Source organism: Brevundimonas sp. P2_A6, from assembly GCF_056404975.1.
In genome coordinates, this window is sequence record NZ_JBFUCZ010000001.1 from 671,217 (window position 1) to 695,619 (window position 24,403).

22 protein-coding genes are annotated in these 24,403 nt (G+C 64.6%); 7 read left to right on the plus strand and 15 right to left on the minus strand.

Annotation, left to right across the window (positions count from 1 at the left end):
• Nucleotides 1-19 precede the first annotated feature (19 nt).
• Both AC1DW4_RS03410 and AC1DW4_RS03415 read left to right on the plus strand, forming a co-directional pair.
• Nucleotides 20-1,507 carry a tryptophan halogenase family protein gene (locus AC1DW4_RS03410; RefSeq protein WP_477015825.1) on the plus strand — a complete coding sequence of 496 codons (1,488 nt, stop codon included), beginning with the start codon at nucleotides 20-22 and terminating at the stop codon, nucleotides 1,505-1,507.
• 78 nt (nucleotides 1,508-1,585) lie between these two features.
• Nucleotides 1,586-2,872 (plus strand): sugar MFS transporter, encoded by a 1,287-nt coding sequence (locus tag AC1DW4_RS03415; protein ID WP_477015826.1) that lies wholly within the window; start codon nucleotides 1,586-1,588, stop codon nucleotides 2,870-2,872.
• 21 nt (nucleotides 2,873-2,893) lie between these two features.
• Here AC1DW4_RS03415 and AC1DW4_RS03420 read toward each other — a convergent pair whose 3' ends face one another.
• A complete protein-coding gene (locus AC1DW4_RS03420; protein ID WP_477015827.1) occupies nucleotides 2,894-3,523 on the minus strand; it encodes a response regulator transcription factor in 630 nt (209 codons plus the stop codon).
• Complete coding sequence (locus AC1DW4_RS03425) at nucleotides 3,520-4,620, minus strand: two-component system sensor histidine kinase NtrB (RefSeq protein ID WP_477015828.1); 1,101 nt, start codon at nucleotides 4,618-4,620, stop codon at nucleotides 3,520-3,522. Before AC1DW4_RS03425 ends, AC1DW4_RS03420 begins: the two co-directional genes overlap by 4 nt.
• A gap of 457 nt (nucleotides 4,621-5,077) precedes the next feature.
• Here AC1DW4_RS03425 and AC1DW4_RS03430 point away from each other — a divergent pair, with 457 nt between their 5' ends.
• On the plus strand, nucleotides 5,078-5,485 hold the full coding sequence (locus tag AC1DW4_RS03430; RefSeq protein WP_477015829.1) for a BLUF domain-containing protein: 408 nt from the start codon (nucleotides 5,078-5,080) through the stop codon (nucleotides 5,483-5,485).
• 32 nt (nucleotides 5,486-5,517) lie between these two features.
• Here the strand turns inward: AC1DW4_RS03430 and AC1DW4_RS03435 are convergent, their stop codons facing one another.
• From AC1DW4_RS03435 to AC1DW4_RS03450, 4 genes are read right to left on the minus strand one after another with little or no spacing between them, the layout of a single operon-like run.
• Nucleotides 5,518-6,000 carry a hypothetical protein gene (locus AC1DW4_RS03435; protein WP_477015830.1) on the minus strand — a complete coding sequence of 161 codons (483 nt, stop codon included), beginning with the start codon at nucleotides 5,998-6,000 and terminating at the stop codon, nucleotides 5,518-5,520.
• Entirely contained in the window at nucleotides 5,997-6,566 is a 570-nt protein-coding gene (locus AC1DW4_RS03440) for a response regulator (RefSeq protein ID WP_477015831.1), read from the minus strand. The genes AC1DW4_RS03435 and AC1DW4_RS03440 overlap by 4 nt, the downstream gene beginning before the upstream one ends.
• A 30-nt stretch (nucleotides 6,567-6,596) precedes the next feature.
• Nucleotides 6,597-6,923, minus strand: a complete 327-nt coding sequence (locus tag AC1DW4_RS03445) for a hypothetical protein (protein WP_477015832.1) — start codon at nucleotides 6,921-6,923, stop codon at nucleotides 6,597-6,599.
• Between the two features lies 1 nt (nucleotide 6,924).
• Entirely contained in the window at nucleotides 6,925-7,293 is a 369-nt protein-coding gene (locus tag AC1DW4_RS03450; RefSeq protein ID WP_477015833.1) for a response regulator, read from the minus strand.
• A 238-nt stretch (nucleotides 7,294-7,531) separates the two neighbouring features.
• On the opposite strand from AC1DW4_RS03450, the gene AC1DW4_RS03455 reads away from it, so the two are divergent.
• The 3 genes from AC1DW4_RS03455 to AC1DW4_RS03465 are packed head-to-tail and all read left to right on the plus strand — an operon-like array spanning nucleotide 7,532 to nucleotide 12,875.
• Nucleotides 7,532-10,426 carry a chemotaxis protein CheW gene (locus AC1DW4_RS03455; protein WP_477015834.1) on the plus strand — a complete coding sequence of 965 codons (2,895 nt, stop codon included), beginning with the start codon at nucleotides 7,532-7,534 and terminating at the stop codon, nucleotides 10,424-10,426.
• Nucleotides 10,426-10,890, plus strand: coding sequence for a chemotaxis protein CheW (locus AC1DW4_RS03460; RefSeq protein WP_477015835.1), 465 nt, complete (start codon nucleotides 10,426-10,428; stop codon nucleotides 10,888-10,890). The genes AC1DW4_RS03455 and AC1DW4_RS03460 overlap by 1 nt, the downstream gene beginning before the upstream one ends.
• A gap of 32 nt (nucleotides 10,891-10,922) precedes the next feature.
• A complete protein-coding gene (locus tag AC1DW4_RS03465; protein WP_477015836.1) occupies nucleotides 10,923-12,875 on the plus strand; it encodes a methyl-accepting chemotaxis protein in 1,953 nt (650 codons plus the stop codon).
• A gap of 78 nt (nucleotides 12,876-12,953) precedes the next feature.
• Here AC1DW4_RS03465 and AC1DW4_RS03470 read toward each other — a convergent pair whose 3' ends face one another.
• The 9 genes from AC1DW4_RS03470 to AC1DW4_RS03510 all read right to left on the minus strand — a co-directional run bounded on the left by AC1DW4_RS03470 (nucleotide 12,954) and on the right by AC1DW4_RS03510 (nucleotide 21,477).
• Nucleotides 12,954-13,802, minus strand: a complete 849-nt coding sequence (locus AC1DW4_RS03470; protein WP_477015837.1) for a CheR family methyltransferase — start codon at nucleotides 13,800-13,802, stop codon at nucleotides 12,954-12,956.
• Complete coding sequence (locus AC1DW4_RS03475; protein ID WP_477016208.1) at nucleotides 13,799-14,887, minus strand: protein-glutamate methylesterase/protein-glutamine glutaminase; 1,089 nt, start codon at nucleotides 14,885-14,887, stop codon at nucleotides 13,799-13,801. Before AC1DW4_RS03475 ends, AC1DW4_RS03470 begins: the two co-directional genes overlap by 4 nt.
• Before the next feature lie 95 nt (nucleotides 14,888-14,982).
• A complete protein-coding gene (locus AC1DW4_RS03480; protein WP_477015838.1) occupies nucleotides 14,983-15,951 on the minus strand; it encodes a fumarylacetoacetate hydrolase family protein in 969 nt (322 codons plus the stop codon).
• 4 nt (nucleotides 15,952-15,955) lie between these two features.
• On the minus strand, nucleotides 15,956-16,735 hold the full coding sequence (locus AC1DW4_RS03485; protein WP_477015839.1) for a cyclase family protein: 780 nt from the start codon (nucleotides 16,733-16,735) through the stop codon (nucleotides 15,956-15,958).
• 11 nt (nucleotides 16,736-16,746) lie between these two features.
• Nucleotides 16,747-17,235: a hypothetical protein gene (locus AC1DW4_RS03490; protein WP_477015840.1), complete on the minus strand. Its 489-nt coding sequence runs from the start codon at nucleotides 17,233-17,235 to the stop codon at nucleotides 16,747-16,749.
• Nucleotides 17,236-17,237: 2 nt separating this feature from the next.
• Nucleotides 17,238-18,398 (minus strand): alpha/beta hydrolase family protein, encoded by a 1,161-nt coding sequence (locus AC1DW4_RS03495; RefSeq protein WP_477015841.1) that lies wholly within the window; start codon nucleotides 18,396-18,398, stop codon nucleotides 17,238-17,240.
• 3 nt (nucleotides 18,399-18,401) lie between these two features.
• Nucleotides 18,402-19,304, minus strand: a complete 903-nt coding sequence (locus tag AC1DW4_RS03500; protein ID WP_477015842.1) for a VOC family protein — start codon at nucleotides 19,302-19,304, stop codon at nucleotides 18,402-18,404.
• A 28-nt stretch (nucleotides 19,305-19,332) separates the two neighbouring features.
• Nucleotides 19,333-20,451 (minus strand): FAD-dependent oxidoreductase, encoded by a 1,119-nt coding sequence (locus AC1DW4_RS03505; protein WP_477015843.1) that lies wholly within the window; start codon nucleotides 20,449-20,451, stop codon nucleotides 19,333-19,335.
• 117 nt (nucleotides 20,452-20,568) lie between these two features.
• A complete protein-coding gene (locus tag AC1DW4_RS03510; protein WP_477015844.1) occupies nucleotides 20,569-21,477 on the minus strand; it encodes a LysR family transcriptional regulator in 909 nt (302 codons plus the stop codon).
• A gap of 123 nt (nucleotides 21,478-21,600) precedes the next feature.
• Between AC1DW4_RS03510 and AC1DW4_RS03515 the strand changes: the two genes are divergently transcribed.
• Nucleotides 21,601-23,880 carry a TonB-dependent receptor gene (locus AC1DW4_RS03515; protein WP_477015845.1) on the plus strand — a complete coding sequence of 760 codons (2,280 nt, stop codon included), beginning with the start codon at nucleotides 21,601-21,603 and terminating at the stop codon, nucleotides 23,878-23,880.
• Nucleotides 23,881-24,403 lie beyond the last annotated feature (523 nt).

Below are 24,403 nucleotides of genomic sequence, written 5' to 3' on the forward strand. Positions count from 1 at the left end.
AGTGTCAGGGAGAGCAACCATGCGCGGACCTGACGCCGGGCCGATCCGATCGATCGCCATCGTCGGCGGGGGGACGGCGGGGTGGATGTCCGCCGTCGCCCTGAACCACGCCCTGCGCGGTTCGTCCGTGACGATCACGGTCGTCGAATCCGCCGACATCGGCATCGTCGGGGTGGGCGAAGCGACCATTCCGCCGATCCTCGATTTCCTCGACATGGTCGGTATCGATCGCCAGGCCTTCATCCATGACGCCCAGGCGACCATCAAGCTGGGCATCCGCTTCGAGGACTGGAAGACAGTCGGCGAGGGCTATTGGCACCCGTTTGGATCGTTCGGGTGCACCATCGATCGGCGACCCTTCCACCACCATCTCCAGCGGGCCCAGGCCGCCGGCGAGAGCCGGGGGGTCGTCGACTTCAACCTGGCCGCCGCCTTGGCGCAGACCGGTCGGTTCGTCCCGCCGGATCCTCGATCGGGTCCCTCTCGCGCGGGGTTGCGATATGCCCTGCATTTCGACGCGGCCCTGGTTGCAAGGACGCTGAGGGCCGTCGCGGAATCACGCGGGGTTCGCAGACTGGAACGAACCGTCGTCGAGACGACGCGGAGCCGGGAAGGTCTGCTCGACACGCTGGTGTTCGCCGAGGGCGATCGACTGACGGCCGATCTCTTCATCGACTGTTCCGGGTTCCGGGGCCTTCTGATCGAGGGGGCCATGGCCGCGGGCTATGAGGACTGGACCCGCTGGCTGCCCTGCGACCGTGCGGTCGCGGGCCCCACCGCCCTGACGGACGAAGCCCAGCTCTACACCTTGTCGCAGGCGCGCGGGGCGGGCTGGCGATGGCGCATTCCGTTGCAGCACCGCGTCGGCAATGGCTACGTCTATTCCAGCCAACACATCGAGGACCAGGCAGCGCTGGATGAGCTGATCCAATCGGTGGGGGGCGACTTTATCGCGCCGCCGCGACAGCTGCGCTTCGTGACCGGGCGGCGGCGCGCCTTCTGGAAGGGAAATGTCGTGGCCCTGGGCCTGGCGTCGGGCTTTCTGGAGCCGCTGGAGTCCACCAGCATCCACCTGATCATCAGCGGCCTCTACAAGCTGCTGGACCATTTTCCGGACCGCTCGTTCCATACCGCCAACATCGCCGCCTACAACGAGGCGCTGATCGAAGAGTACGAAACGATCCGCGATTTCATCATCGCCCACTATGCGCTCAGCGAGCGGCGCGACACGCCGTTCTGGCGGGATGTGACCGGCCAGGCCCTGCCAGACAGCCTGCAGGCGCGGATCGATCTGTATCGCGACAGCGGCCGGTGCCAGTTCCGGCAGGGCGATCTGTTCCGAGACACCAACTGGTATTACGTCCTGCACGGGCTGGGACTTCGGCCCCGTCAGCCCGATCCCCTGGTCGAACTCTCCGATCCGCAAGCGGTCAAAGGCGTGTTCGACCAGCTCGCCGCCGAGGTGCAGCGCGAAGCCGTCTCGGCGAACGCCTTTCGCCCTTCATGACACTCCACGATCAAGACGCCGTTCGCGACCGTCACCTCAGACACTCTCTCTTTCCTCATCAAAGACCAGATTCAAACGATGATCGCCAGCACCAGCACAGCCGCCCCTACGCTCGACGGATCCGGGGGAGCCGGACCCACCGGTGAGGTCGGCTACCTGCAATGGTTCGTGTTCGGGCTTTTCTTCATCTTCGGGGGGATCACCAGCCTGAACGATGTCCTGGTGCCCAAGCTCAAGGAGTTGTTCGAGCTGAACTATTTCGAGGCAATGCTGATCCAGACGGCCTTCTTCGCCGCCTATTTCATCGTCTCGCTTCCGGCCGCCGCCCTGGTGCAGAAGATCGGCTACATGCGCGGCGCGGTGGTCGGCCTGTTGATCATGACGGTGGGCTGCCTGCTGTTCATTCCAGCCGCCAGCGCGGGTCTGTTCGCGGCTTTTCTCGGTGCGCTGTTCGTTCTCGCCGCCGGGGTCACCCTGGTTCAGGTGGTCGCCAATCCCCTGATCTCGATGCTCGGCGCGCCACGCACGGCTCCCAGCCGTTTGACCTTCGCCCAAGCCTTCAACTCACTCGGCACGACCGTGTTTCCCTATGTGGGCGCGACGCTGATCCTGGGTTCTCTCGCCAGCGTAAGCGCCGCCGAGCTGAGCGGAGCGGCATTGATCGCCTATCGGGCCGCGGAATCGGCGGTGATCACCCATGCCTATATCGGCATCGCAGGCGCGCTGGGGCTCGTGGCCCTGGTCGTCTGGCTGAATCGCAACCGCCTGCCAGAGGAAGCGGCGCCGACCATCGGCTTTCTCAGCGCCTTCAACCTGCTTCAGCGACCCCGCTTTGCCTTCGGAACATTGGGGATCTTCGTCTATGTCGGAGCGGAGGTCGCCATCGCCAGCCTGATGACCAACTATCAGATGCAGGCCGATACCCTGGCCCTGCCGGCCCGGCAGGCCGGAGAACTCCTGGCTCTCTATTGGGGCGGGGCATTGATCGGTCGCTTCGTGGGAGCCTTCGTCATGCGCCACATCGCGCCATGGAAGGTTCTCGCGAGCGTCGCTCTGGGTGCCGTTTTCCTGATCGCCCTTTCCGCCTTCACCAGGGGGCCGGTTTCGGGCATCGCCCTGCTGTCGATCGGCCTGGTCAACGCCGTCATGTTCCCCACCATCTTCACCCTTGCGTCGGCCGGTCTGGGCCAGCGGGCGGCCGAAGGGTCCGGGCTGATCTGCATGGCCATCGTCGGCGGAGCGGTCATTCCGCCCCTGACGGGACTGGTCGTCGATGCCGCCAACCTGCGTACGGCCCTGATCGTGCCCGTCGTCTGCTATCTCGTGATCGGACTGTTCGCCCGGTCTTGCCGAACGCAGACCTGACGGCACCCCCCGGGCTCGATGTCAGCCGTGACGAACGCCGGCCCTGGCGGTCAAGGTGGCGACAGCGGCAATGTTGGACGCGTCCATCTTCCTGAGAATGTTGGCCCGGAAGACATCTACGGTTCTTGGACTGATCCCCAAGGCAATGGCTGTGACCTTGCTGCTGGAACCGCTCAAGAGATGCGCCAGAACCTCTCGCTCACGTCGCGTAAGCATCAGATAACGTTCAAGAACCGCCTTATCTTCCGGTGACGGTTCAACGATGGGTGAATGTGCGACGGCGGCCTGTCTGAGCGCTTGGGCGACGGCGTCCAGCAGGCGCGCGGGCGAGAAGGGCTTCTCCAGGACCGTCGTGGCACCCAGTTGCATCGCTGCGACGGCGATCGGAACATCGGCGTGGCCACTCACCACGATGACCGGAACGGCGTTCATGCCCAGGTCGCGCATGCGCTCGATCAAACTCAAGCCATCGATGCGGGGCATCCTCACATCCGTGATCACACAGTCCGTAGACATCTCGGGTGCATCGGCCAGAAAAGCCTCCGCAGCTGAAAACCCGGTCACGCGGTAACCTTCGATCGACAGCAGCGAGACCATCGATTCAAGCACCGCCTCGTCGTCATCGATGACTATGACGGATCCCTGGCTCACGGCTTGCTCGCGCTGGGCTCGTTCAGGGTGAAGGTAAACGCGGCACCCCCCATTTCGCTGTTCACCGTCTCGATCTTGCCGCCATGCGCCTCGACGATCGTGCGACAGATCGAAAGACCCAGACCCATGCCTTCGGACTTTGTGCTGGCCAACGGCGTGAACAGATGGTCGATCATCTCGGGCGCTATCCCGGGACCGTTGTCCTCGACGGTGATGCGATAGCCGCCGTATCCGAGACATTTGCCTATGACGCGGACTTGCCGTGATCTGTCGGACGCGGGTGCCTCAACGGCATTGCGAACCAGGTTGACGACCAGTTGTTGCAGCTGGACGCGGTCGCACTCCGATTGATGGTTGGGATCGACCTCAAGGATCAGCTCGGCATCGACTTCGCGCGCGCTGATGTTCAGGATCGGCATGATCTCGCCAATGACTTCGGCGATGAACTCTGGTTTGTGATAGCCCGTATCACGCGACATCAAGGCCCTTAGCCTGCGGATCGTGTCGCCGGCGCGCTGCGCCTGGGCCTCGGCGGCCTCGACGGAGGTTCTGATCGCCAAAAGGTCGGGATCGTCGCGCAGAGCCAGCAGCCGCGCGCCGTAAAGATGGTTCGCTATGGCTGACAGAGGTTGGTTGAGTTCGTGAGCCAGCATCGACGCCATCTCGCCAAGGGAATTCAGGCGCCAGTTCTGGGTGATCTGAACGCGGAGTTCCTGCACCGCCGCCTCGGCCGCCATGACGGCCGTCACGTCCTGGATGAAGAGGGTAACGAAGGTCTCGCCCACGGCGGCAAAACGGGCGGCCTGGATATCGACAGGGACCGGCGTCCCATCCAGCCGTCGTGCCTGCATGTGGACACCTTCACCACCGCTGCGACTGCGGATGTTGAAGTTGGCCACAGCGTCGCCGTCGGCGTCGCCGAAGAGTTTCAGGCCGTCGATCAGACGGGAAATCGGCACGGCGGAAGGCGCGGTCAGGGGACCCCCGAAGAAGGTCTCCGCAGTCAGGTTGGCGCTCCGGATCATGCCGTCGCGATCGATCGCGACCACGGCCATGGGTGCGTCGTGCAGAATGCTTTTGGCGAACGATGCTTCCATCCTGATCGCCTCCCCGATCCGGCGGTCGTGTCGAACCCCGAGGCCTTGCCCGGCGGTTCTCGGCACATCTGACTGCGCTCTTCTAACAGCCAAGCTTGCTGTCAGGGGGGACGTTACGCCGATAAATCTGCATACGCAAATCTACTTAGATTCAATATTCGGACGTCGAATTTCGTCCTGCAATCCAGGCTGATCTCGCGCGCGTTGAAATCAGGACAAGTGGGCGTAAAGCTGAAGCCGGCATGAATAGGAATGATTATCATTCCTTATGTCGCCGAAACTACCTAGTTGCGCCTCTCCAACTGGGCGGCAGGCCTCCCATGACTGAAGAGGTGCCCACGAAATATAGGCAGAAACAACTAGTTAACACCTCTCCAAACTCGAGCAACTAGTGTCGCAATCGGCATCCGGACGCCACGTATCCCGTCCGGGCAGAAACAGTCGAGCGGGGTGAAATGTGCCGTATCAGCGCCTGATCTACCGAAGCCATGCATTGGTATCCGACAATCGGGGCGATGAACTGACTCGCATCCTGACCGTCTCCCAGCGGAACAATGCAGTCCGAGGCGTGACCGGTGCGTTGACCCTGTGCGGAAGCACGTACGTTCAGGTGCTGGAGGGCCCCAAGGCCAAGGTGGAGGACCTGATGCAGGTCATCTCACTTGATCCACGCCACGACAGAATTCGCATACTGGGGACCTGGCGGGTGTCGCGTCGTCTTTTCTGCGGCTGGTCCATGGCCAATGCTGCACTGCCTGTCCGAGCGAGCGTCGAAACCCAGAGCCTGCTGAAGGATAACGGGCTTGGCCTGGAGCTGGTGGGGGTTCTGTTCGGGCTGGCCAACAGTTCGCCACTGACGCTTTGAGACTGCGCTGACCGCCAGAATCGTCGCCGGCGTCAGGCCGTCGTCGCCCCGATCGCCTCCCGCATCTTCAGCAGTTCGCGCTCGATGGTGGCTAGTCCCTCCGGCCCGATGGGCGCGCCGGAGGTCAGGGCCTGCATGGCGTCCACGTGCAGCCTCAGCGCATCGGTGTGCCAGACGCCGCGCACCGACAAAGCCTCGATCATTTCCCAGACGCCCTTGGCCGCTTCCGCAAGTTCCGGTCGGCGCGCCAGGCGCGCGCTCTCGACGATGCGCAGGGCCAGCCATCCGATTTCGCTGCACTGTCCGAATATTGTCGCCTCGTCCTGTCTGCAAAGGCGGATCAGCGATTGGACATCGCCGTTGATGCTTTCGCCCAGGATCGGCGCGATCCGGTCGACCTCGCGTTCCGCATTCTCCACATGCTCGGCGAAGGCCTTGCGGTTCATGGCCGACAGGATCTTGGACAGACGGTTGCGAGGCACGAAGGCCACGGACGGGGCGCGGCGCTCGGTCATGTGAATAGTCCGTCGATTTCGTCTTGCGACAGCGCGCGCTCCGGTTTGGCCGTCAGCTCCAAATCTGCATTGCGGCGCTCGGATACGCCGTCCTGCAGGGGCACGGTGTGGAACCTGCGATCCGGTCCCGTATAGCCCGTGTCGGAGATGAACATGCGCTGGCTCTGGGCGATCCAGAGCATCCGTTCCAGCAAGGTGGTGGGCGACACCGGCTTGGCGATGGTGAAGTTGGCGCCGTTGTCCCGGCCGGCCTCAACCTTCGACTGCGGCGTGACAGCGCTCATCATCAGGATCGGCACCGTGAAGTTGCCGCTATTGGGATCAGACCGGATGTGGCGCACCAGCGAGAAGCCGTCTTCGTCCGGCATTTCACAATCGACGATGACCACATCGAAAACCCGGTTGGCCAGAACGCCCCGGGCCTCGGCCGCAGAATTGCATTTGGTGGCCTTGTTGATACCGAAACCCATCAGGATCGCGGTCACGACTTCCAGCGACTGATTGTTGTCATCGACGATCAGAGGCTCGACGCCCTTGAGGCCTACTCGCGTGCCGGGCAGGCTCACCGCCGCTGGCTCCCGCAGTCCGAGATCGAACTACAGGCCATCGAACAAGGCATCCGCTGCTGCCTGATCCAGCCCATCGGCGTTGGCCGGCCCGTTGAGCAGATGAGCGTCAGGGCGGCTGTCGCCGTCCTGGCCCGCCAAACCCTGTCCCAGCCGGGTGAGGCGCTGCCCCGCAAGATCCTGAAAGCCGCACAGCGCGATGATTTCCGAGAAGACGTCGGCCAGCGTCTCCCTGTCGACAGGCTCCGCGGTCGTCATGCGTACGCCCTCTTCAGCGCGGGTCATGATCGCATCGCAGACGTCGTCCAGCGTCGCCTTCAGCGCATCGATTTCCGCCAGGGCGTCCGAGACGTCCATTTCAGAGGTCCCCCAGCACCGTGGTGAGCTTCTGCTTGAGCACCGCCAGGGTAAAAGGCTTGATGACGTAGTTGTTCACGCCGGCCTGGCGTGCCGCGACCACGTTCTCGGCCTTGGCCTCGGCGGTGACCATGACGAACGGGAGGGTCTTGGTCCGGTCCTCGGCCCGCACTTCCTTCAGCAGTTCCAGCCCCGTCATCGGCTGCATGTTCCAGTCCGACAGCACCAGGCCGTAGGTCTTGCTGCGAATGAGGGCGAGCGCCGTCGGCCCATCCAGCGCTTCGTCCACGTTGTAGAAGCCGAGCTGGTTCAGCAGCCCGCGCACGATACGGATCATGGACTTGTAGTCGTCTACAACCAGAACGTTCATAGACTTATCGACAGGCATTCGGCACCATCAGCTTTTCGAAACGGCGATTGTAGTCATTGTCGCACCGAAGCTATCGGCATTCAGTGCTAACGCTTGCTTAAGAATGGTCTGATCCAGCGGTAAGCAGAACTACCTAGCGGTTTGAACAAGATCCTTCAGGTCCGGTTAACCATTCCGCTCGATCCTTACTACGGCGGGAAGAACCAGGGACCAAGCCTGGCTCCGTCGGGGCAGGACCGTGGACGACGTTATTCAGGATTTTGTCGCCGAGGCACGAGAGGGCATCGAAGCCCTGGATAGCAAGTTGGTGACATTCGAGCAGAGCCCGGATGATCCTGCGTTGCTGGGCGACATCTTTCGGTTGATTCACACGATCAAGGGCACGAGCGGGTTCCTTGGGCTGACGCGCCTACAGACGGTCGCCCATGCGGCTGAGAATGTGCTGGGCGGGTTTCGCGACAACACCCTGGTCGTCAACCAGGACGCGGTCTCGGCCATCCTGCAAGCCGTCGACGTGGTTCGGTCGGTCATCGACGGGATCGCCGCCGACGGCACCGAGCCCGGCGGTGACGATCGCAATCTGATCGCCCGGCTGGATGCCATCTTCGCCAACGAAGGCACGTCGAACACGGAGACGCCCGGTCCCGCGCTGGCCACCCGCCCCATGCTGGAGCGTCTTGGAGGCGAAGCCACGATCGATGCCGCTTGTGAATGCGCGATCGGCGAGATGATCGGCGACGCCGAGATCGGCCCTCAGTTCGCCGGTGTGGATCTGGACTATCTTCAGGCGACCCTGCGCGACGGCCTGGTGGCCGAGGCCCGCAATACCGCCGTCGGTGGATTCGCGGCCGCGCTTTCCAATGCCTTTCCCCGGCTCTCGGCGGAGCAGACTGATCGCATGTCGGCGGCTTTCCAGTCGGCGCTTGTCGCGCTTGAGGCGGATCAGGAGGCGGTCACGGCGATCTTTGCCACAGCGCCCGATGTGGCTCCGCCGGGCCCGGTCGCGACGACCGAAATCCCCCCGGTCGCTACGCCACGCCCTGCCGCCGAGCCCGACCTCGCCAGCCAGACCATCCGCGTCAGCGTCGATGTGCTCGAAAACCTGATGACGATGGTCAGCGAATTGGTTCTGATTCGAAATCAGTTGATCCAGACCCTGCGCGGCGCGCCGGAAAGCCCTTTCGCCGGCCCACTGCATCGGCTGAACCAGGTCACCAGCGAGCTGCAGGAGGGCGTGATGACCACGCGCATGCAGCCGATCAGCGGGGCCTGGGCCAAGCTGCCCCGGCTGGTGCGCGATCTGGCGTCGGACCTCGGCAAGCAGATCGAACTGACGACCTCGGGCCAGGACACAGAACTGGACCGCCAGGTGCTGGAGCTGATCAAGGATCCGCTCACTCACATGATCCGCAACGCCGCCGATCATGGACTGGAGACGCCCGCGGAGCGGCTGGCCGCGGGCAAGCCCGCGGCCGGGCGCATCAGCCTGTCGGCGCGGCACGAGGGCGGAGCGATCGTGGTGGAGATGGCCGACGACGGTCGCGGCCTGCCGGCGGAGCGAATCCGCGCCAAGGCCCTTGCGAACGGTCTGGTCTCTCCGACCCAGGCCGCGACCATGACCGATGCCGAGGCACGGCAGCTGATCTTCCTGCCCGGCTTCTCCACCGCCGAACAGGTGACGTCGGTGTCGGGGCGCGGGGTCGGCATGGACGTCGTGCGCACCAATATCGAGAAGATCGGCGGCGTGATCGAGCTGACCTCGGTCGAGGGTCAGGGCACCCGCTTCATCATCCGCATTCCACTGACGCTCTCGATCGTGTCGGCATTGATCGTCGAGTCCTGCGGCGAGCGGTTCGCCATGCCCCAGGCCAGCATCGTCGAACTGGTCAGCGCCAACGGCAGCGAAGGCCGCCGGATCGAGCACATCAACGGGGCCTCTGTGCTGAGGCTGCGCGACCGGCTTCTGCCGTTGGTCTCGCTGCAGACGATGCTGGGCCTTTCGGGCCCCGAAACGCCGCGCAGCGATGCCTGCATCGTGGTGGCCAAGGTCGGATCCTTCACCTTCGGCGTCATCGTCGATCGGGTGTTCGACACCGAAGAGATCGTGGTCAAGCCGGTGGCGACGATCCTGCGTCACCTCAAGCTGTATTCCGGCGCGACCATCCTGGGGGACGGGTCGGTCATCATGATCCTGGACTTCAAGGGCATGTCGCTGGAGGCGGGAGCCTCGCACCTGGTGGGCGGAGCGGACGCTGTCGAGGCCGAGGCAGCCGCCATTGTCGAAGTCACCCAGCCGCTGCTGGTCTTCCGTGCCGCGAGCGACTCGTTGAAGGCGGCACCGCTCGGCCAGGTCGCCCGCATCGAGGAACTGGAAGCCAAGTCGGTCGAATGGGTGGATGGGCGCTCCGTCGTTCAATACCGGGGCACGCTGATGCCGATCCTGAGCGCCGACGATCGGCCCGTCCGGTTCGACAGCGACGCGCGCCGACCCCTGCTGGTGTTCTCACGCGGAGAGCACAGCCTGGGTCTGCTGGTCGATGAGATCGTCGACATCGTCGAAGGCCCACTTCATCCGCAACTCGACGGGACGACCGACGGGGCCGCGGCCAGCATCATTGTCGCGGGTCGCGCCACAGAGCTGATCGACGTCGACCTCTATTGGCGCAAGGCCGGCGTCGCGGATACGCGCGCTGCCGAGCCCAGGTCGAATCCGTCCGTCGCCAGTGCTCCTGTTGCGGTTCCAGCAGCGGTTTCGGCGGCCCCTAATCCAACCAAGCGCCTGCTGGTCGTGGACCAGAGCCCTTTCACGCAGCTGCTTCTCGGTCCGCTTCTGGCCCAGGCCGGTTATACGGTGGAGGTCGCGACCGATCCCGAACGCGCGCTGGCGCTGCACGACGACGGGGCGGTCTATGATCTGATCCTGGCCGATACCTCGCCGTCCAGTCCTCACGCCCGTCAGATGGCCCAGGCGTTCGGGCGCGCATCGTCCTGGCATGCCACGCCCTTGCTGGGGCTGGGCGCGCATCGTCTGGATACCCCGACCGGACTGGCGGACTTCGCGCGCAGCGGGCAGGGCGAAGATATCCTGGCCGCCGTCAGCGAGACCCTCGAACCCCTGCAGGGAGCCGCGTGATGGCCGCCGTCGACGACACTCAGATCCAGGGCCTGGTGTCCATTCGCGTGGGCGGCGAGACTTTTGGCGTACCCGTTCTGTCGGTCCAGGACGTGATTGCACCGGTGCGGATCGACATCGTGCCGCTGGCCCCGCCGGAGGTCGCCGGGTCCCTGAACCTGCGCGGCCGGATCGTGACCGCCATCGACATTCGAAAACGCATGGGCATGCCAGGCCGGGAGGAAGGCGCGCCACACATGAGTGTCATCGTGGAACGCTCCGGCGAACTCTATGCCCTGCAGGTCGACGATGTCGGCGATGTTCTGTGGTTGCCGGTCGCCGAACAGGAGCCAACGCCGATCACCCTCTCGGCCGACTGGCGCGCCGTTTCCGATGGTCTCTATCGGCTCGAAGGCGAGCTGATGCTGGTCTTGAACGTCGAGCGCTTTCTGACGCTTTCCCCCACCCAACAACTGGCGGCCTGACCGCCTCCCGCATTGCCTGAAGGAAACCCGAAATGCCCAAGAGCGCCCTGGCCGAACAGATCGGCGAAGCCTTCGACCTGGTTCCGGAGTTCGACTCCGCCACCTTCAGCCGGTCCGCCATGGATGCGGCGTCCGTCGCGCTGATGACCATCAACCGCGACTACGACATCACCTATATGAACGCGGCCACCGAGCGCCTGATGGAGGAGCACAGGGACCTGTTCCAGAAGCAGTTCCCGCGGATCGACTTCAACAACATGATCGGCACCTCGATCGACGAGTTCCACAAGAATCCGGCCCACCAGCGCGGCATGATGGCCGCGCCGCGCCGCGAGCCGCACCGCGCCGAGATCACGGTCGGCGATCTGCGGTTCTCGCTTCTGATCACCTCGGTCGTGGATGCTCAGGGCGAGTATGTCGGCAACGTGCTGGAGTGGGACAACGTCACCCAGGATCGCCTGCGCGAGGGCATGCTGGACGCGATCAACAAGGTCCAGGCCGTCATCGAGTTCGATCTGGACGGCACCATTCGCGAGGCCAACGAGAACTTCCTCGGCACCATGGGATACTCCATCGACCAAATCCGGGGACGGCACCATTCGATGTTCGTGGAGCCCGCCTTCGCGGCGAGCGCCGAATACCGGACCCTGTGGGATAAGATGGCCCGGGGCGAGTTCGACGCGGGCCAGTACAAGCGTGTGGCCGCCGGCGGACGCGAGGTCTGGATCCAGGCCAGCTACAACCCGATCCTCGACAAGAACGGCAAGCCGTTCAAGGTCGTGAAATACGCCACGGACGTAACTGCCCAGAAGCTGGCCACCGCCAACTTCGAGGGCCAGATCGCCGCGATCAACAAGGCCCAGGCCGTGATCGAGTTCGACATGTCGGGCAACATCCTGGACGCCAACGCCAACTTCCTGAACGTCATGGGCTATCGCGCGGATCAGGTCGTCGGGCGCCATCACTCGATGTTCATCGAGCCTTCGGAGGCCCAGAGCATCGAATACCGCATGTTCTGGGAGAAGCTGGGCCGCGGCGAGTATGACGCCGGGCAATACCGGCGTCACGGGGCCAACGGAAAGCAGATCTGGATCCAGGCCAGCTACAACCCGATCCTCGACCTGAACGGCAAGCCCTACAAGGTGGTCAAATACGCCACTGATATCTCCGAGCAAAAGGGCATCGCCGAACGCGTGACGCAGATTTCCTCGATCGTGGCCTCGGCTGCGTCCGAGATGCGCGCCACGGCGGAAGGCATGGCCCGGACCGCCGAGGAAACCACCCGCCAGGCGGCCTCGGTGGCATCGGCCGCCGAAGTGACGTCGGTCAATGTGCAGACTGTCTCCTCGGCCGGCGAGGAGCTGACCGCCTCCATCAGCGAGATCGCCCGTCAGGTGGCCGAGTCCTCCAACATCTCGCAACACGCGGTGGTGGAAGCCGACAAGACCTCCGAGGCGATCAAGACCCTGGCCGAGGCCGCCCAGAAGATCGGCAACGTCGTGACCCTGATCAACGACATCGCCGGCCAGACCAAGCTGCTGGCGCTCAACGCCACCATCGAGGCGGCGCGGGCAGGCGAGGCGGGCAAGGGGTTCGCCGTGGTGGCCTCCGAGGTCAAGAGCCTGTCGGACCAGACGGCGCGCGCGACCCACGAAATCTCGTCGCAGGTCAACGCCATGCAGTCGGCGACCCAGACCTCGGTCGGAGCCATCGCCGGCATCACCGACACGATCCGCAAGGTCGCCGAGATCGCCTCGGCCATCGCCGGCGCGGTCGAGGAGCAGACGGCCGCGACGCGCGAGATCGCCGCCAACGTCAGCCAGGTCTCGGAAGGCACGCAGCTGGTGTCCACCAGCATCGCCAACGTGTCCGAGGCCGCCGTGCAAACCAGTCAGGCCTCCAACGACCTGCTGAACGCCTCGGGCGAGCTGGCGCAGCAGGCCGAGTCGCTGACGCTGGAAATGGACAAGCTGGCGAACACCTGAGTCTTCGGGATCCAGGACGAAAAAGGGCGGCCGGGTCACCCCGGCCGCCCTTTCTTTTGGCCTCAGTGAGTGCGCGCGTCAGGCGACGGCGCGCTGGCTCACATTCGCAGGGCGGGTCCGGAACACGCCACGCAGTCCCGGCGTCGGCTCGAACGAGCCGGCAAGACCCACCACGGTCTCGGCACTGCCCAGGATCAGGGAGCCATCGGACACCAGACAGTTGGCGATGCCTTCCAGCGTGTGGGCCTTCTTGGCCGGCTCGAAATAGATCAGGACATTGCGGCAGAAGATCAGGTCGAACTTGCCCAGGGTCGCCATGCCGTCGAGCAGATTGTGGTGCCGGAACTGGACCATGGCGCGGATTTCGGGGGCGATGCGGAACGCGGCGCCCTCGCGCACCAGCCAGCGGGCCTGGCGCTGGTCGCTCAGGCCGCGCCGCACCTCGAAGTCGCTGTAGATGGCCGAGCGGGCGCGTTCCAGGATCGGTTGCGAGAAGTCGGTCGCCAGGATCTCGATCTTCCAGTCGCCGAACTTCGCCTGTTCCTCGCGCAGCATCATGGCGAGGGAATAAGGCTCCTGGCCACTGGAACAGGCAGCGCTCCAGATGCGCAGCGTTTTCGTGGCAGCGCGCGCCCTGTAGAGTTCCGGCAGGATGACGTCGCGCAGCTGATCGAAGGGCGTGATGTCGCGGAAGAAGAACGACTCATGCGTGGCCATGCCGTCGATGCAGCGTTGGGCCACGCGTGCCGCAGGCGCGACGCGGACCTGGCGCATCATGGTCGCCACGTCGGCGAAGCCTTCCGCCCGCGCGATGGGTTCCAGACGGCTTTTCAGCAGATAGTCCTTGTCCGCGCTGAGGATCAGGCCCGAGCGCTCGAGCACCAGGCGGCGGAAGGCTTCGATGTCTTCGGGTGCGCCGAGGCTCACTTGGCGATCTCCTTGATCCAGTTGGCAATGTTCTGGGCAGGCAGGATCGCTTCTGCAAACCCGGTCTTCGCGGCGGCCCCGGGCATGCCCCAGACCGCGCTCGTGGCTTCGTCCTGAACGGCGAACCGGCCTCCGGCCTGAGCCGTGATGCGGCAGCCTTCCGCCCCATCGGCACCCATGCCGGTCAGGATCACGGCCATCAGTCGATTGCCGTAGATTTCGGCCGCCGACCGCAGCATGGGATCGACCGCAGGACGGCAGAAATGCTCGGGGGCGTCCTGGTTCAGCCGGATGACGGGCGTCACGCCACTTCGTCCGACCGTCATGTGAAATCCGCCAGGGGCGACATAGGCGCGGCCGGGCAGGATCGGCTCGCCGTCCTTGCCCTCGGCGCACGGACGCCCTCCGGCCCGCTCGATCTGCTCGGCCAGAAGGGCGGTGAATGTCGCGGGCATGTGCTGGGTGATCAGGATCGGCTGGGTCACCGCGTCCTTGAGCCCCGCCATCAGCTGGAGGAGGACCGGCGGCGCACCCGTGGACCCCCCGATCGCGATGAGCCCGGGGCGGACCGGCGATGTTCGACGAGGAACCGCAGCGACCGGGGCGAGCATCGGGCTGCGCGCGCGCGCAGAACCGCGGCGACCGAGGGCCACGACCTTGGAGACCAGTTCACGCTCGAACTCCTGGGCATTCACCAGGCCGCCGGTCTCCGGCTTGGGCACATAATCGACCGCCCCCTGCTGCAGAGCTTCCAGGCTGATCCTGGCGTTCCGTCTGCTGAGCGTCGAGGCGACGACGATCTGGACGCCGGGGCGCTTGGCCAGAAGCAGCGGCAGCGCGGTCATGCCGTCCATGACGGGCATTTCGAGATCGAGCACGATGACATCGACCTCGGTGCGACCGAGTTCAGCAACCGCGACTTCGCCATTGGCCGCGCGAGCGACGATCCGAATGTCGCCGTGTTTTTCCAGCATCTGGATGATCAGCCCGCGAACGATCGCAGAATCGTCCACGATCATGACTCTGATCGCAGATGTGACGTCGATCTGGGGTTCTGTTGTTTTCGCGATGTTCTGCACGAACACAAACAACCACACGCGTGTAAAGATTCTGTCAGTTACGTGGGCCCTCATTTTCTAGCACGGGGCCGTGCCGTACAGAGTTCCGCCCAGGCCTAGGGTTATGACGGGGCCTGGACCGTCTGGTCGATTGAGCCGAACAGGATGGTGCCGTCGGGAAGTCGACACTCCATCCGAACTCGGTCCCCGAATTTCATGTAGCCCGTGCGGGCTGACCCCTCGTCGAGCATTTCGATCCCGCGGCGCTCGGCGATGCAGGTGGAGCCAACCTCGCGATAGTCCGGATTCGATACGGTTCCGGAGCCGATGATCGTACCGGCACAGAGCGCTCGCGTGGAGGCCGCGTGGGCGATCAGTTCGTGAAAACCGAATTCCATCAGCCCGCCCTGCGGTGCGCCGAACCGTTCGCCGTTCCAATCGACGACCAGCGGGAGATGCACCCGGCCGTCGCGCCATGCATCGCCCAGCGTGTCGGGCGTGACGGCGAACGGTGCGGCCGAACACGCCGGCTTGGCCTGGATCCAGCCGAAGCCGGTCTTCATCTCGACAGGAGCCAGAACGCGCAGCGACCAGTCGTTGATCTGGACGATCAGCTTGATGTGTTGGTGGGCGTCGTCGGCGGATACGCCCATGGGCACGGCATCGGTGATGACCCCGAACTCGCCCTCGAAATCGATCCCGTCCTCGGTGCGCGGCAGGATCACGTCCTCGGTCGCGGATAGAAAGCGGTGAGACAGGCCCTGATACATCAGAGGGCGTCCGGGCGGTGGCGGTGGGCTGCCGAACAGCCGCTCCATCAACGCTCCGTGGCTACGGAAAGCAGACCCATCGAGCCACTGCCAGGCGCGGGGAAGGGGGGCCAGGAGGTCGCTTTCCGGCAGCAACGCTCCCTCACCGACTTCCAGTCGGTCAGCCAGTGCGCGCAGGACGGGCTCGGCCTCGTCCCATTGATCCAGGGCCGACTGCAGGGTCGGCCAGGCGGCGCCGGCGGCCAGACTGCGCGTCGCATCGGCGGAAACGACCACCAGACGCCCATCGACGCTGTCGTCTTTCACAGTGGCCAGTTTCATCGGATCAATCCTCGAAGATGGCGACGGCGCGGGTCCATCCGGCCGAGCCGCCCCGAACCTTGTGGGGGAAACAGGAGACGGTGAAGCCGGTCGGGGGCAGGGCGTCGAGGTTGGCCAGCTTCTCCATGTGGCAATAGCCGATGTCGCGGCCCGCCTTGTGCCCCTCCCAGATCAGTGAGGTGTCGCCGGTCTCGGCCACACGCTTGGCCGTATGACTGAACGGGGCGTCCCAGGACCAGGCGTCGGTGCCGGTGACCCGCACGCCGCGCTCCAGCAGATACATCGTCGCCTCGTAGCCCATACCGATGCCGGACCCGAGGAAGGCGGGCGTACCCAGGGCTGCGCCCGCGGCCGTGTTGACCAGCACGATCTCCAGCGGGCTCAGCGTGTGGCCGATGCGGGCCAGTTCGGCCTCGACCTGAGCCGCGGTCACGACATGGCCGTCGGGCAGGTGTCGGAAATCCAGTTTCACACCGGGCTGAAAGCACCATTCCAGCGGCACCTCGTCGATGGTGATGGCCCGCTCGCCGCCGTTCATCGTGGGGTGATAGTGCCACGGCGCATCCATGTGGGTGCCGTTGTGGGTCGTGATGGTCATGGTCTCGGATGCCGCGAACCCCTGACCGCCGGGGAACTGTTCGGCGCTGACGCCGGGAAAAAAGGTCTGGGCCTCCGCAACCGTCTCGGCATGGGTCTGGAAGGTGATCCTGGGCCGCATGAACGGGGGATCAGCGACGGTGTCGTTGTCCAGAAAGATCGACAGATCGACGAAGCGACGGGTCATTGGGCGGCCCTCTAAGTCCGCGCCAACGCGGCGATGGGACCTTGTGCCAGCACGACGCGGATCGCGGGCGGAATGACGATCCACGGCACGACGATCCCGGGCAGGGCCTTCAGCGCGAAGCCGGTCCAGAATGGCAGGCTCTGGACGCCGGTCGCGGCGGCCAGACCGGCGGCGATCGCGACCAGCCCGATCATGCTGCACAGGGCGACGACCACGCCGCGCGCGAACACGCCCTTCGGCAGCCAGCCGTTCGGCATCTCGGTCGGGATGTCGAGGCCGGCGTTGACCCGCTTGCGAGTAATGAGCATGGCGGGGATGATGCTCATCAGGCCGATCATGAACCCCTGCGGCAGGCAGTCGACGATCAGCCCCTTGCCGCCCCAAATGGCCGGGTCGGTCTGACCCCGGAACACCAGCAGATAGAAGGCCGAACCGATGGCCAAATTGATGATCGAGCCGATCGTGGATTCGCGCGCGATGTATGTGTTGAGGTCGGTCATGGTTAGGCCTTGGTCCTTCCGCCGAGCGTGTCGGCAAACCAGTCGGCGATGAAGTCGCGTCCAAAGGCCATGTTGTCGGCCCCCACATGTTCGACGCCGCCCTCGCGCGCGGTGAAGATGCGAAGCTGACGGTTGGGACTGTTGGTCAGCTGATCGAAGCTCTGATGGGCGTAGTCCAGACCGATCTGGCGGTCCTTCTCGCCGTGGGTGACCAGGAAGGGCACCTCGATCTTCTCCATCACGCCGTCCAGCGTCATGTCCTTCGTCTTGGCGTGGAAGTCGTCCATGTCGGCGGCACCGAAGACCCACATGACGTGGCTCCAGTAGTGCGGCACGGGGTTCTCGCCCTCGCGGCGCAGGCGTTTCTGCTGCACTTCGGCCCAGTTGTGGTTTGCCCCCCAGACGGCACCGGCGGCAAAGCGCGGCTCGAAGGCGACGGCGCGGGGCGCGTAGTGCCCACCCAGCGAGATGCCAGTCATGCCGATGCGTTCGGAATCGACATCCGGTTGGCTCGACAGCCATTCCAGCGCGGGCGTGGCCCAGCGCTCGGAATGGGGCGTGGCGGGCAGGGTCTTCAGCCGCAGCGCCTCGCCCGTGCCAGGCTGATCGACCAGCAAGGTGGAGATGCCGCGACGCGCCAGGGCCGTGTGCAGATGCGACCAGTAGAGCAGCTCCTTGGAGCTATCCAGGCCGTTGCAATAGATCACGACCGGCTTGGGCCCGTCGCCGGGTGCCCGGCAGAACAGGGCGGGGAAGGTGGTGCCTTCGTAGTCGATCTCGACACGTTCCACGCCGGTGTCGCCCAGCACCATCGCGCGTTTGAAGGCGTCCTGCGCCTTGGCGAAGGTCTCGGCGCGGCCCGGATGCCCATGGCCCTGCATGCGTTCGCCGACCAGCAGATACAGCGCCGCCCGCTCCAGCTTGGTCCCGGCTGAGAAGGCGCGACCCAGGGCCTCGTCCTCCGCCGCCAATCCGATCAGGGTGTCGGCCTTTTTCGTCCATTCCTCGGCGAAGCGCAGCGTGCCCGCGTCCTCGCCCTTGGCCGCCGCATCCAGCAGCGGCTGACACATATCGACGATCTCGCCGATCTGGCCACCGCTCTCCAGGGCGATGGCGACCGACAGGTTCCAGACGTAGTTCGGGAAGTATTCGAACAGCGCCACCCCTCAGACCCCGACCGGCTGGAACAGACCGGCGTCCGGCTCCGGGTGCGGCATGGTCTGCGGGCCGCCTACGCCGATGCCCCACTGGTCCATCGTGGTTGGAGTGGGGACGTGGACCTGGGCGACCCAGGTGTCGTCGTCGACCTTTTCCAGCTCCGAGGTGTATTCGACCGCGAAGCCGCCCGGCGTCACGAAATAGCTGAAGGTGTTATTGCCGGCCGTGTGGCGACCGGGACCCCATTTGATGTCGATCTCGTGCTGCTTCAGGCGCGCGATCCCTCGCATCATGTCGTCCACGCTGGCGACGTCATAGGCGACGTGATTGAGGCAGGGCGGCCCGGGCAGAACGGCCAGCCGGTGGTGCCACTCGTTGCAGCGCAGGAAGCCCATGAAATCGCCGAGCCAGTCGGAGACCCGGAAGCCCAGCACGTTGGTGAAGAAGTCGGCGGCATCCTTGTGCTTGGGTGAATGCAGGACGATGTGGCTGATCTTCTGCGGGATTGCTTCCCAGCGGGCGAGCGTGCGCTGTTCGCCGGTGGCCACGTCGCTGGAAATCTCGAACGGCAGGCCGTCGGGACTGAAGAAGCGGAAGCCGTAGCCGCCGCCCAGAGTCTCCAGATCGCGCGGCGCGAACACGACCTTGCAGCCCGCCTCGACCACATTGCGATGCAGCTGATCGACGTCGGCGCGCGTGTCGGCGGCGAAAGCGATGATATCGACCTGCTTCCGATCGGCGGCCCTCAGCCGGACGACGTAGAGCTCGTCGTCGCCCTGCGCCGCGAAGTGGATCAGGCCATCTTTTTCGCCTACCTCCCGCAGACCCCAGGTGTCGGCATAAAAGCGGCGCTCGGCCTCCAGGTCGGTGACGCCGTAGCCTACGTATCGAATATCGCTGACTCTCGCCATCGGGGTGCTCTTTCTTGAACTCGGGTAATCAGATGGGCTGGGCGACGACGCGGAACATGTCCTGCGTGGCCCTGGCGTTCTCGACGATCGGGCCGGTGCCGATCTGGCCCTCGCAGATCGCGCGGGAGGCCTCGACGATGTATTTGCAGCGCTCGTAGCGGCGCGTCCGGTAGGCGGTGAAGGCCTGTTCCGGGCTGTCGGCGCGGGCCAGTTCCTGGGCCAGGACGATCGAATCCTCTATCGCCATGCCGGCCCCCTGGCCGAGGTGCGGCGTGGTCGCATGGACCGCGTCCCCCAGCAGCACCACCCGGCCCTTGTGCCAGTCGCCCTCCAGGAAGATCCACTCCAGCGGCTTGTAGACCACCTCGTCATCGACGGTGATCTGGTCCCTCAGCGCCAGGATGGCCGGAGAGATGGCGCGGTCCAGCTTGGAGCGGAAGGCGCTGGCCAGGGTCTCGCGCGGATAGCGCGGATTATCCGGCTCCGGTGACGTGACGAACATGTACATCAGGCTGTCGGACAGGGGCACCAGGCCGATGCCGATCGGTCCTTCGTAGGCGCACAGGTCGTTCACCTCGGGCGTGCGCGGCAGATTGTAGCGCCAGACCGCCTGGCCGGTGAACTTCGGTCCGGGCGCGTCGGGCAGGATCTGGGCGCGGGTGGTTGAATACAGGCCGTCGGCCCCGATCACGAGGTCGTAGCGGCCGGTCGCGCCGTCGCTGAACACGACGTCGACGCCCACGCCATCATCGGCCATCTCCGCGATCGTCACGCCCAGCCGGATGTCGGCACCGGACGCCTTGGCCCGGTCGCCCAGCACCTTGTGCAGCGCCTTTCGGCCGATGCCGACATTGGACGGATAGCCTTCGACCAGCTTGGGCGTCGGGATGTGGGCGACGCGCTGGCCGGTCGGGATGTGGACATCGACGTGATCGAATCCGAACCCGGCGTCGATGTAATCATCCAGGATGCCCAGGTCCTTCATCGCGCGGATGACATTGCCCTGCTGAATGATCCCGACGCCATAGACCGACCAGGTCGGATCGCGCTCGATCACATCCACCGTGAATCCCTCGCGGCGGAGGGCGATGGCTGATGTCAGGCCGCCGATGCCGCCACCTACGACGAGAACTTTCAGATCTTTCACAGGTCGTCCCTCGCACCGCTCTTCTGACGAGAGCGTGAGCGTTGACGATAGGGTTGGGTCGCCATCTGTAAATATGATTGTTTGGATGGAAATCCATCCATCAAAACGATCGTTAAGTCAGGCTGGAATGACCGAGATGTCTCGTAGTTGATCCCGCATCCAGGCCAGGCCAACGTCGGTGCGGCGCGTGGTGTGAAACTGCATCATCTGGCGCATCGCGGGCACCTTGAAGGGCAGGGGCGCATAGGAGATCGGGAAATAGACGCTCATCGCCTTGGCCAGGCGTTCGTGCATGATCGCAAGCCGCATCGTGCCCTTCAGCAGCCACGGCACCGAGGTGAAGGAGGCTGTCGTCACCTGAACCTGGCGGTCCTTGCCCAGCAGGGCGAAATGCTTGTCGCTGAAGACCGACAGGCGCGCATTGCCCATGGCGACGCCGATGTGACCCGCTCCCAGCACATCTTCCTCGGTCAGGGGACGGCGGAACAGGGGGTTTTCGCTCCAGCCGGCGACGACGTGGTTCTCCTCGAACAGCAGCTCGGTCGCGAGCTCCGGCGAGGCGAAGTCCTCGGGCGTGATCAACAGGTCCGCCTTGCCCTGCATCACCTGATCGACGCTGAGCTCGTTGGGCAGCACCATCTCCAAGCGGATATCGGGCGCGATCTCCACCAGGCGCGCGACCAGCGGAACGATGGTGGCCACGGTCACGAAATCGGAGGCGATCAGCCGGAAGACCCGATGGCTGGTCGCAGGCTCGAACTCCGTCGAGGACGAGATCATCAACTCCACGCCGCGCAGGAAATCGCGGACCTGAGGCATCAGGGCCTCGGCATAGGGGGTGGGATACATCCGCTTGCCATGTGTGGTCAGAATCTCATCGCCGAAAAACACCCTGAGCCGACCCAGGGCGGCGCTGACCGCGGGTTGGCTGAGGTTCAGGATGTCCGCCGCCCGCGACACGCTTCGGCATTCCAGCAGCACGTCCAACGCCGCCAGCAGGTTCAGATCCAGACCCTTGAAGCGCATCTAGCCATCCACAAGATTGGTTCATTCCAATCTAAACAAATGATTTCACAAATAGGTAGGGCCTGTCCACGGTGAGGCTCGATCTGCCGCAGAGCAGCGATACATAAATCCGGGGAGGATGCCGTGAAGAAATTCCTGCTGACAGGTGCAGCGATCTTGTGCGCCTGCGTGCCGTTTTCGGTCCAGGCTCAATCCGCTCAACAGACACCCACCGATCAGGATTATACCGGCCTCGACGACATCGTCGTCACCGCCCAGCGACGCGAGGAAAATCTTCAGCGCGCCGCCATCGCCGTCAGCGCCGTCGCCGGCGAGACCCTGACCGAACAGAGCATCACCCAGGCGACCGACCTGACCCGTCTGGTGCCCGCCCTCCAGATCGCGCCCGCCTCGTCCTTCACCCAGATCTATCTGCGGGGTGTCGGTACGTTCGGAGCCAACGCCTTCGCCGAGCAGGGCGTCGCCTTCAACCTGGACGGCGTCTATCTGTCCCGCCCGGCGGCGCCCGCCGGTCTGTTCTATGACCTCGAGCGGCTCGAGGTTCTGAAGGGACCGCAAGGGACGCTTTATGGCCGCAACGCCACCGGCGGCGCCGTCAACGTCATCACCGCCAAACCTCGACTGAACGAGACCAGCGGCAACCTGACGACGGAGTACGGCAACTACAACGCCTTCAAGACCTCGGGTGCTGTAAACCTGCCGCTGGGCGATCGCTTCGCCCTGCGCCTGGCCGGCCAGTCCGCCCAGCACGACGGCTATTTCAGCGACGGCTACGACGACGAGGACACCTGGGCGGTGCGCGCCCAGCTGCGTGGCGAACTCAGCGACCGGGTCAGCGCGATCCTGTCGATCGACTATGCCGATGTCGGCGGCATGGGATCGGGCGGGACCATCCTGCCGCTGGTTGACGGGGACAACCGTCTTGGACCCAGCGATCCGCGCGTGATCGCGGCCTATACCGCGCGCCCTCCGACCGCGCCTGTGCCGCAGATCATCGCCAAGGATGACGGTTACCAGAACAACACCTTCTTCGGCATCTCCACGACCATCAACGCCGATCTCGGATTTGCCCAGCTGACCGTCATTCCGGCCTATCGCAAGACCGACCTGGATTTCCGTGGCTATGCCTCCAGCTTCCTGATCGACATCGAGGAACACTCTGAACAAAGCTCGCTGGAAGCCCGGCTGGCGGGCGAGGTGGGTCAGTTGACCTGGGTCGCGGGGGCCTATGTCTTCTCCGAAACCGTCGACGCCAATCAGGTCTTCGACCAGGGCAGCAACGGCACGCGCGTCCTGTCCGACCTGGGCACCGATAGCACCGCCGTGTTCGGCCAGGCGACCTATGCCGTGACTGACCGGTTCCGCGTAACAGGCGGCCTGCGCTACACCAAGGATGAGAAGAGCCAGGTCACCGAGGCGCACACCCTGCCGTTCGTCGGCTTCGTGCCCATGGTTTTCCCGCTGGTGCCGATCATCCTGGACCTGCGCTCCGACGTCACCGCCGACGTCGATTTCAGCAAGACCACCTACAAGGTCGGCGTCGAATACGACGCGGGGGATGCCTCTCTGCTCTATGCGACGATCGCCACGGGCTTCAAATCGGGCGTCCTCTTCCCGGCCGTGGTCGACGGATTTTCGGCCCCCGAGAGCATGGTCGCCTATACGCTGGGGTCAAAGAACCGCTTCTTCTACAACACGCTGCAGCTCAACGCCGAGGCGTTCCTTTGGGATTATACGGATCAGCAGGTCTCGCACTTGGGACCAGTTCAGGTCGCCGCGACGCCGGGTGGGCCGATCTATGGCCCCATCTACCTGACCGAGAACGCGGGGGCCGCGACCATCGCCGGGGTCGAGCTGGAAATGGTCTATCAGCCCACGGCATCGGACCAGTTTTCGGCCAACCTCCAGTATCTGGACGCCACCTATGACGAGCTGAAATACCAGGCTTATTCCACCACGGGTGCGGCTCCCGCGATCGGGTGCCCGATCACGCCGACGACCCTGATCGGGGCCAGCGCGACGGCGCGGATCTACAACGTGGACTGCTCGGGCCGGCCTCTGGTCAACGCTCCTGAATGGTCGCTGCAGCTGGGCTATGTGAAGACGCTGGAGCTCGAGGATCGTGGTCGCCTGATCATGGCGGCCGACACGCGGCTGGAGTCCTCGCGCTACCTGTCGCTGGACTACCTCGATCAGGGCCAGCAGGACGGGTACATGATGTCGAACGCGCGGGTGACCTGGGAAACCCCGTCAGGAAACCTGGCGATCACGGGCTTCATCAACAACATCGAGGACGAACTGGTGTTCGCCAACTCTTCGCAGAGCCCGGCCAAGCCCGGCGTGATCTACAACCAGATCCGCCCGCCCCGGACCTACGGACTGCGCCTGTCGCTGAAGATGTAGGGCGCGCCGCCCCCCTACCGGACGATCTCCCGACTTGGAGCGGGGCGCTGCACCGTCAGCGCCCCGCTCTCATTTTGTGGCCGGCCAACGCGCAGTTCAGTCGTTTCAATAGAGATCAGAGCTTCCGAAGAACCAAAGTGGGCCTCTTCACAGGGCATTGAGCGCCGAGGTGGTGCACCTGGCAGCCGTGGGTCAGAGCGACTCAAGGCCCTGAACTTGCAGATCCGAATAGCTCGGTCGGTGGTTGCCGTCCGTCCAACGCGAACGTGTCTCCAGCTTAGCGACCACGTCGAGCTGGACGCCGGATACCGCGCGACACCCGGATCCAACACAGAAAGCCAGGGACCGCGGCTGAAGCTCATGACGCGCTTCTGATCATCAACATCCCCAGAGGCAGACTTTGTCCTTCGGGGCCGATCCTTCCGATACTGGCCGATAAGCGCGAATGGGCAGGGAGGGATGTCCGAGAGCGATGGCATGAGTTTCAGGGTTTCGGAGCCCGAACGCACGGTACCCTTTTGTC

What these genes read in the sequence shown, in the direction of transcription:
- AC1DW4_RS03410 (WP_477015825.1), top strand. Translation starts at nt 20, where the DNA reads ATGCGCGGACCTGACGCCGGGCCGATCCGATCGATCGCCATCGTCGGC.
- AC1DW4_RS03415 (WP_477015826.1), top strand. Translation starts at nt 1,586, where the DNA reads ATGATCGCCAGCACCAGCACAGCCGCCCCTACGCTCGACGGATCCGGG.
- AC1DW4_RS03425 (WP_477015828.1), bottom strand. Translation starts at nt 4,620, where the DNA reads ATGGAAGCATCGTTCGCCAAAAGCATTCTGCACGACGCACCCATGGCC.
- AC1DW4_RS03435 (WP_477015830.1), bottom strand. Translation starts at nt 6,000, where the DNA reads ATGACCGAGCGCCGCGCCCCGTCCGTGGCCTTCGTGCCTCGCAACCGT.
- AC1DW4_RS03445 (WP_477015832.1), bottom strand. Translation starts at nt 6,923, where the DNA reads ATGGACGTCTCGGACGCCCTGGCGGAAATCGATGCGCTGAAGGCGACG.
- AC1DW4_RS03450 (WP_477015833.1), bottom strand. Translation starts at nt 7,293, where the DNA reads ATGAACGTTCTGGTTGTAGACGACTACAAGTCCATGATCCGTATCGTG.
- AC1DW4_RS03460 (WP_477015835.1), top strand. Translation starts at nt 10,426, where the DNA reads ATGGCCGCCGTCGACGACACTCAGATCCAGGGCCTGGTGTCCATTCGC.
- AC1DW4_RS03465 (WP_477015836.1), top strand. Translation starts at nt 10,923, where the DNA reads ATGCCCAAGAGCGCCCTGGCCGAACAGATCGGCGAAGCCTTCGACCTG.
- AC1DW4_RS03480 (WP_477015838.1), bottom strand. Translation starts at nt 15,951, where the DNA reads ATGAAACTGGCCACTGTGAAAGACGACAGCGTCGATGGGCGTCTGGTG.
- AC1DW4_RS03485 (WP_477015839.1), bottom strand. Translation starts at nt 16,735, where the DNA reads ATGACCCGTCGCTTCGTCGATCTGTCGATCTTTCTGGACAACGACACC.
- AC1DW4_RS03490 (WP_477015840.1), bottom strand. Translation starts at nt 17,235, where the DNA reads ATGACCGACCTCAACACATACATCGCGCGCGAATCCACGATCGGCTCG.
- AC1DW4_RS03500 (WP_477015842.1), bottom strand. Translation starts at nt 19,304, where the DNA reads ATGGCGAGAGTCAGCGATATTCGATACGTAGGCTACGGCGTCACCGAC.
- AC1DW4_RS03510 (WP_477015844.1), bottom strand. Translation starts at nt 21,477, where the DNA reads ATGCGCTTCAAGGGTCTGGATCTGAACCTGCTGGCGGCGTTGGACGTG.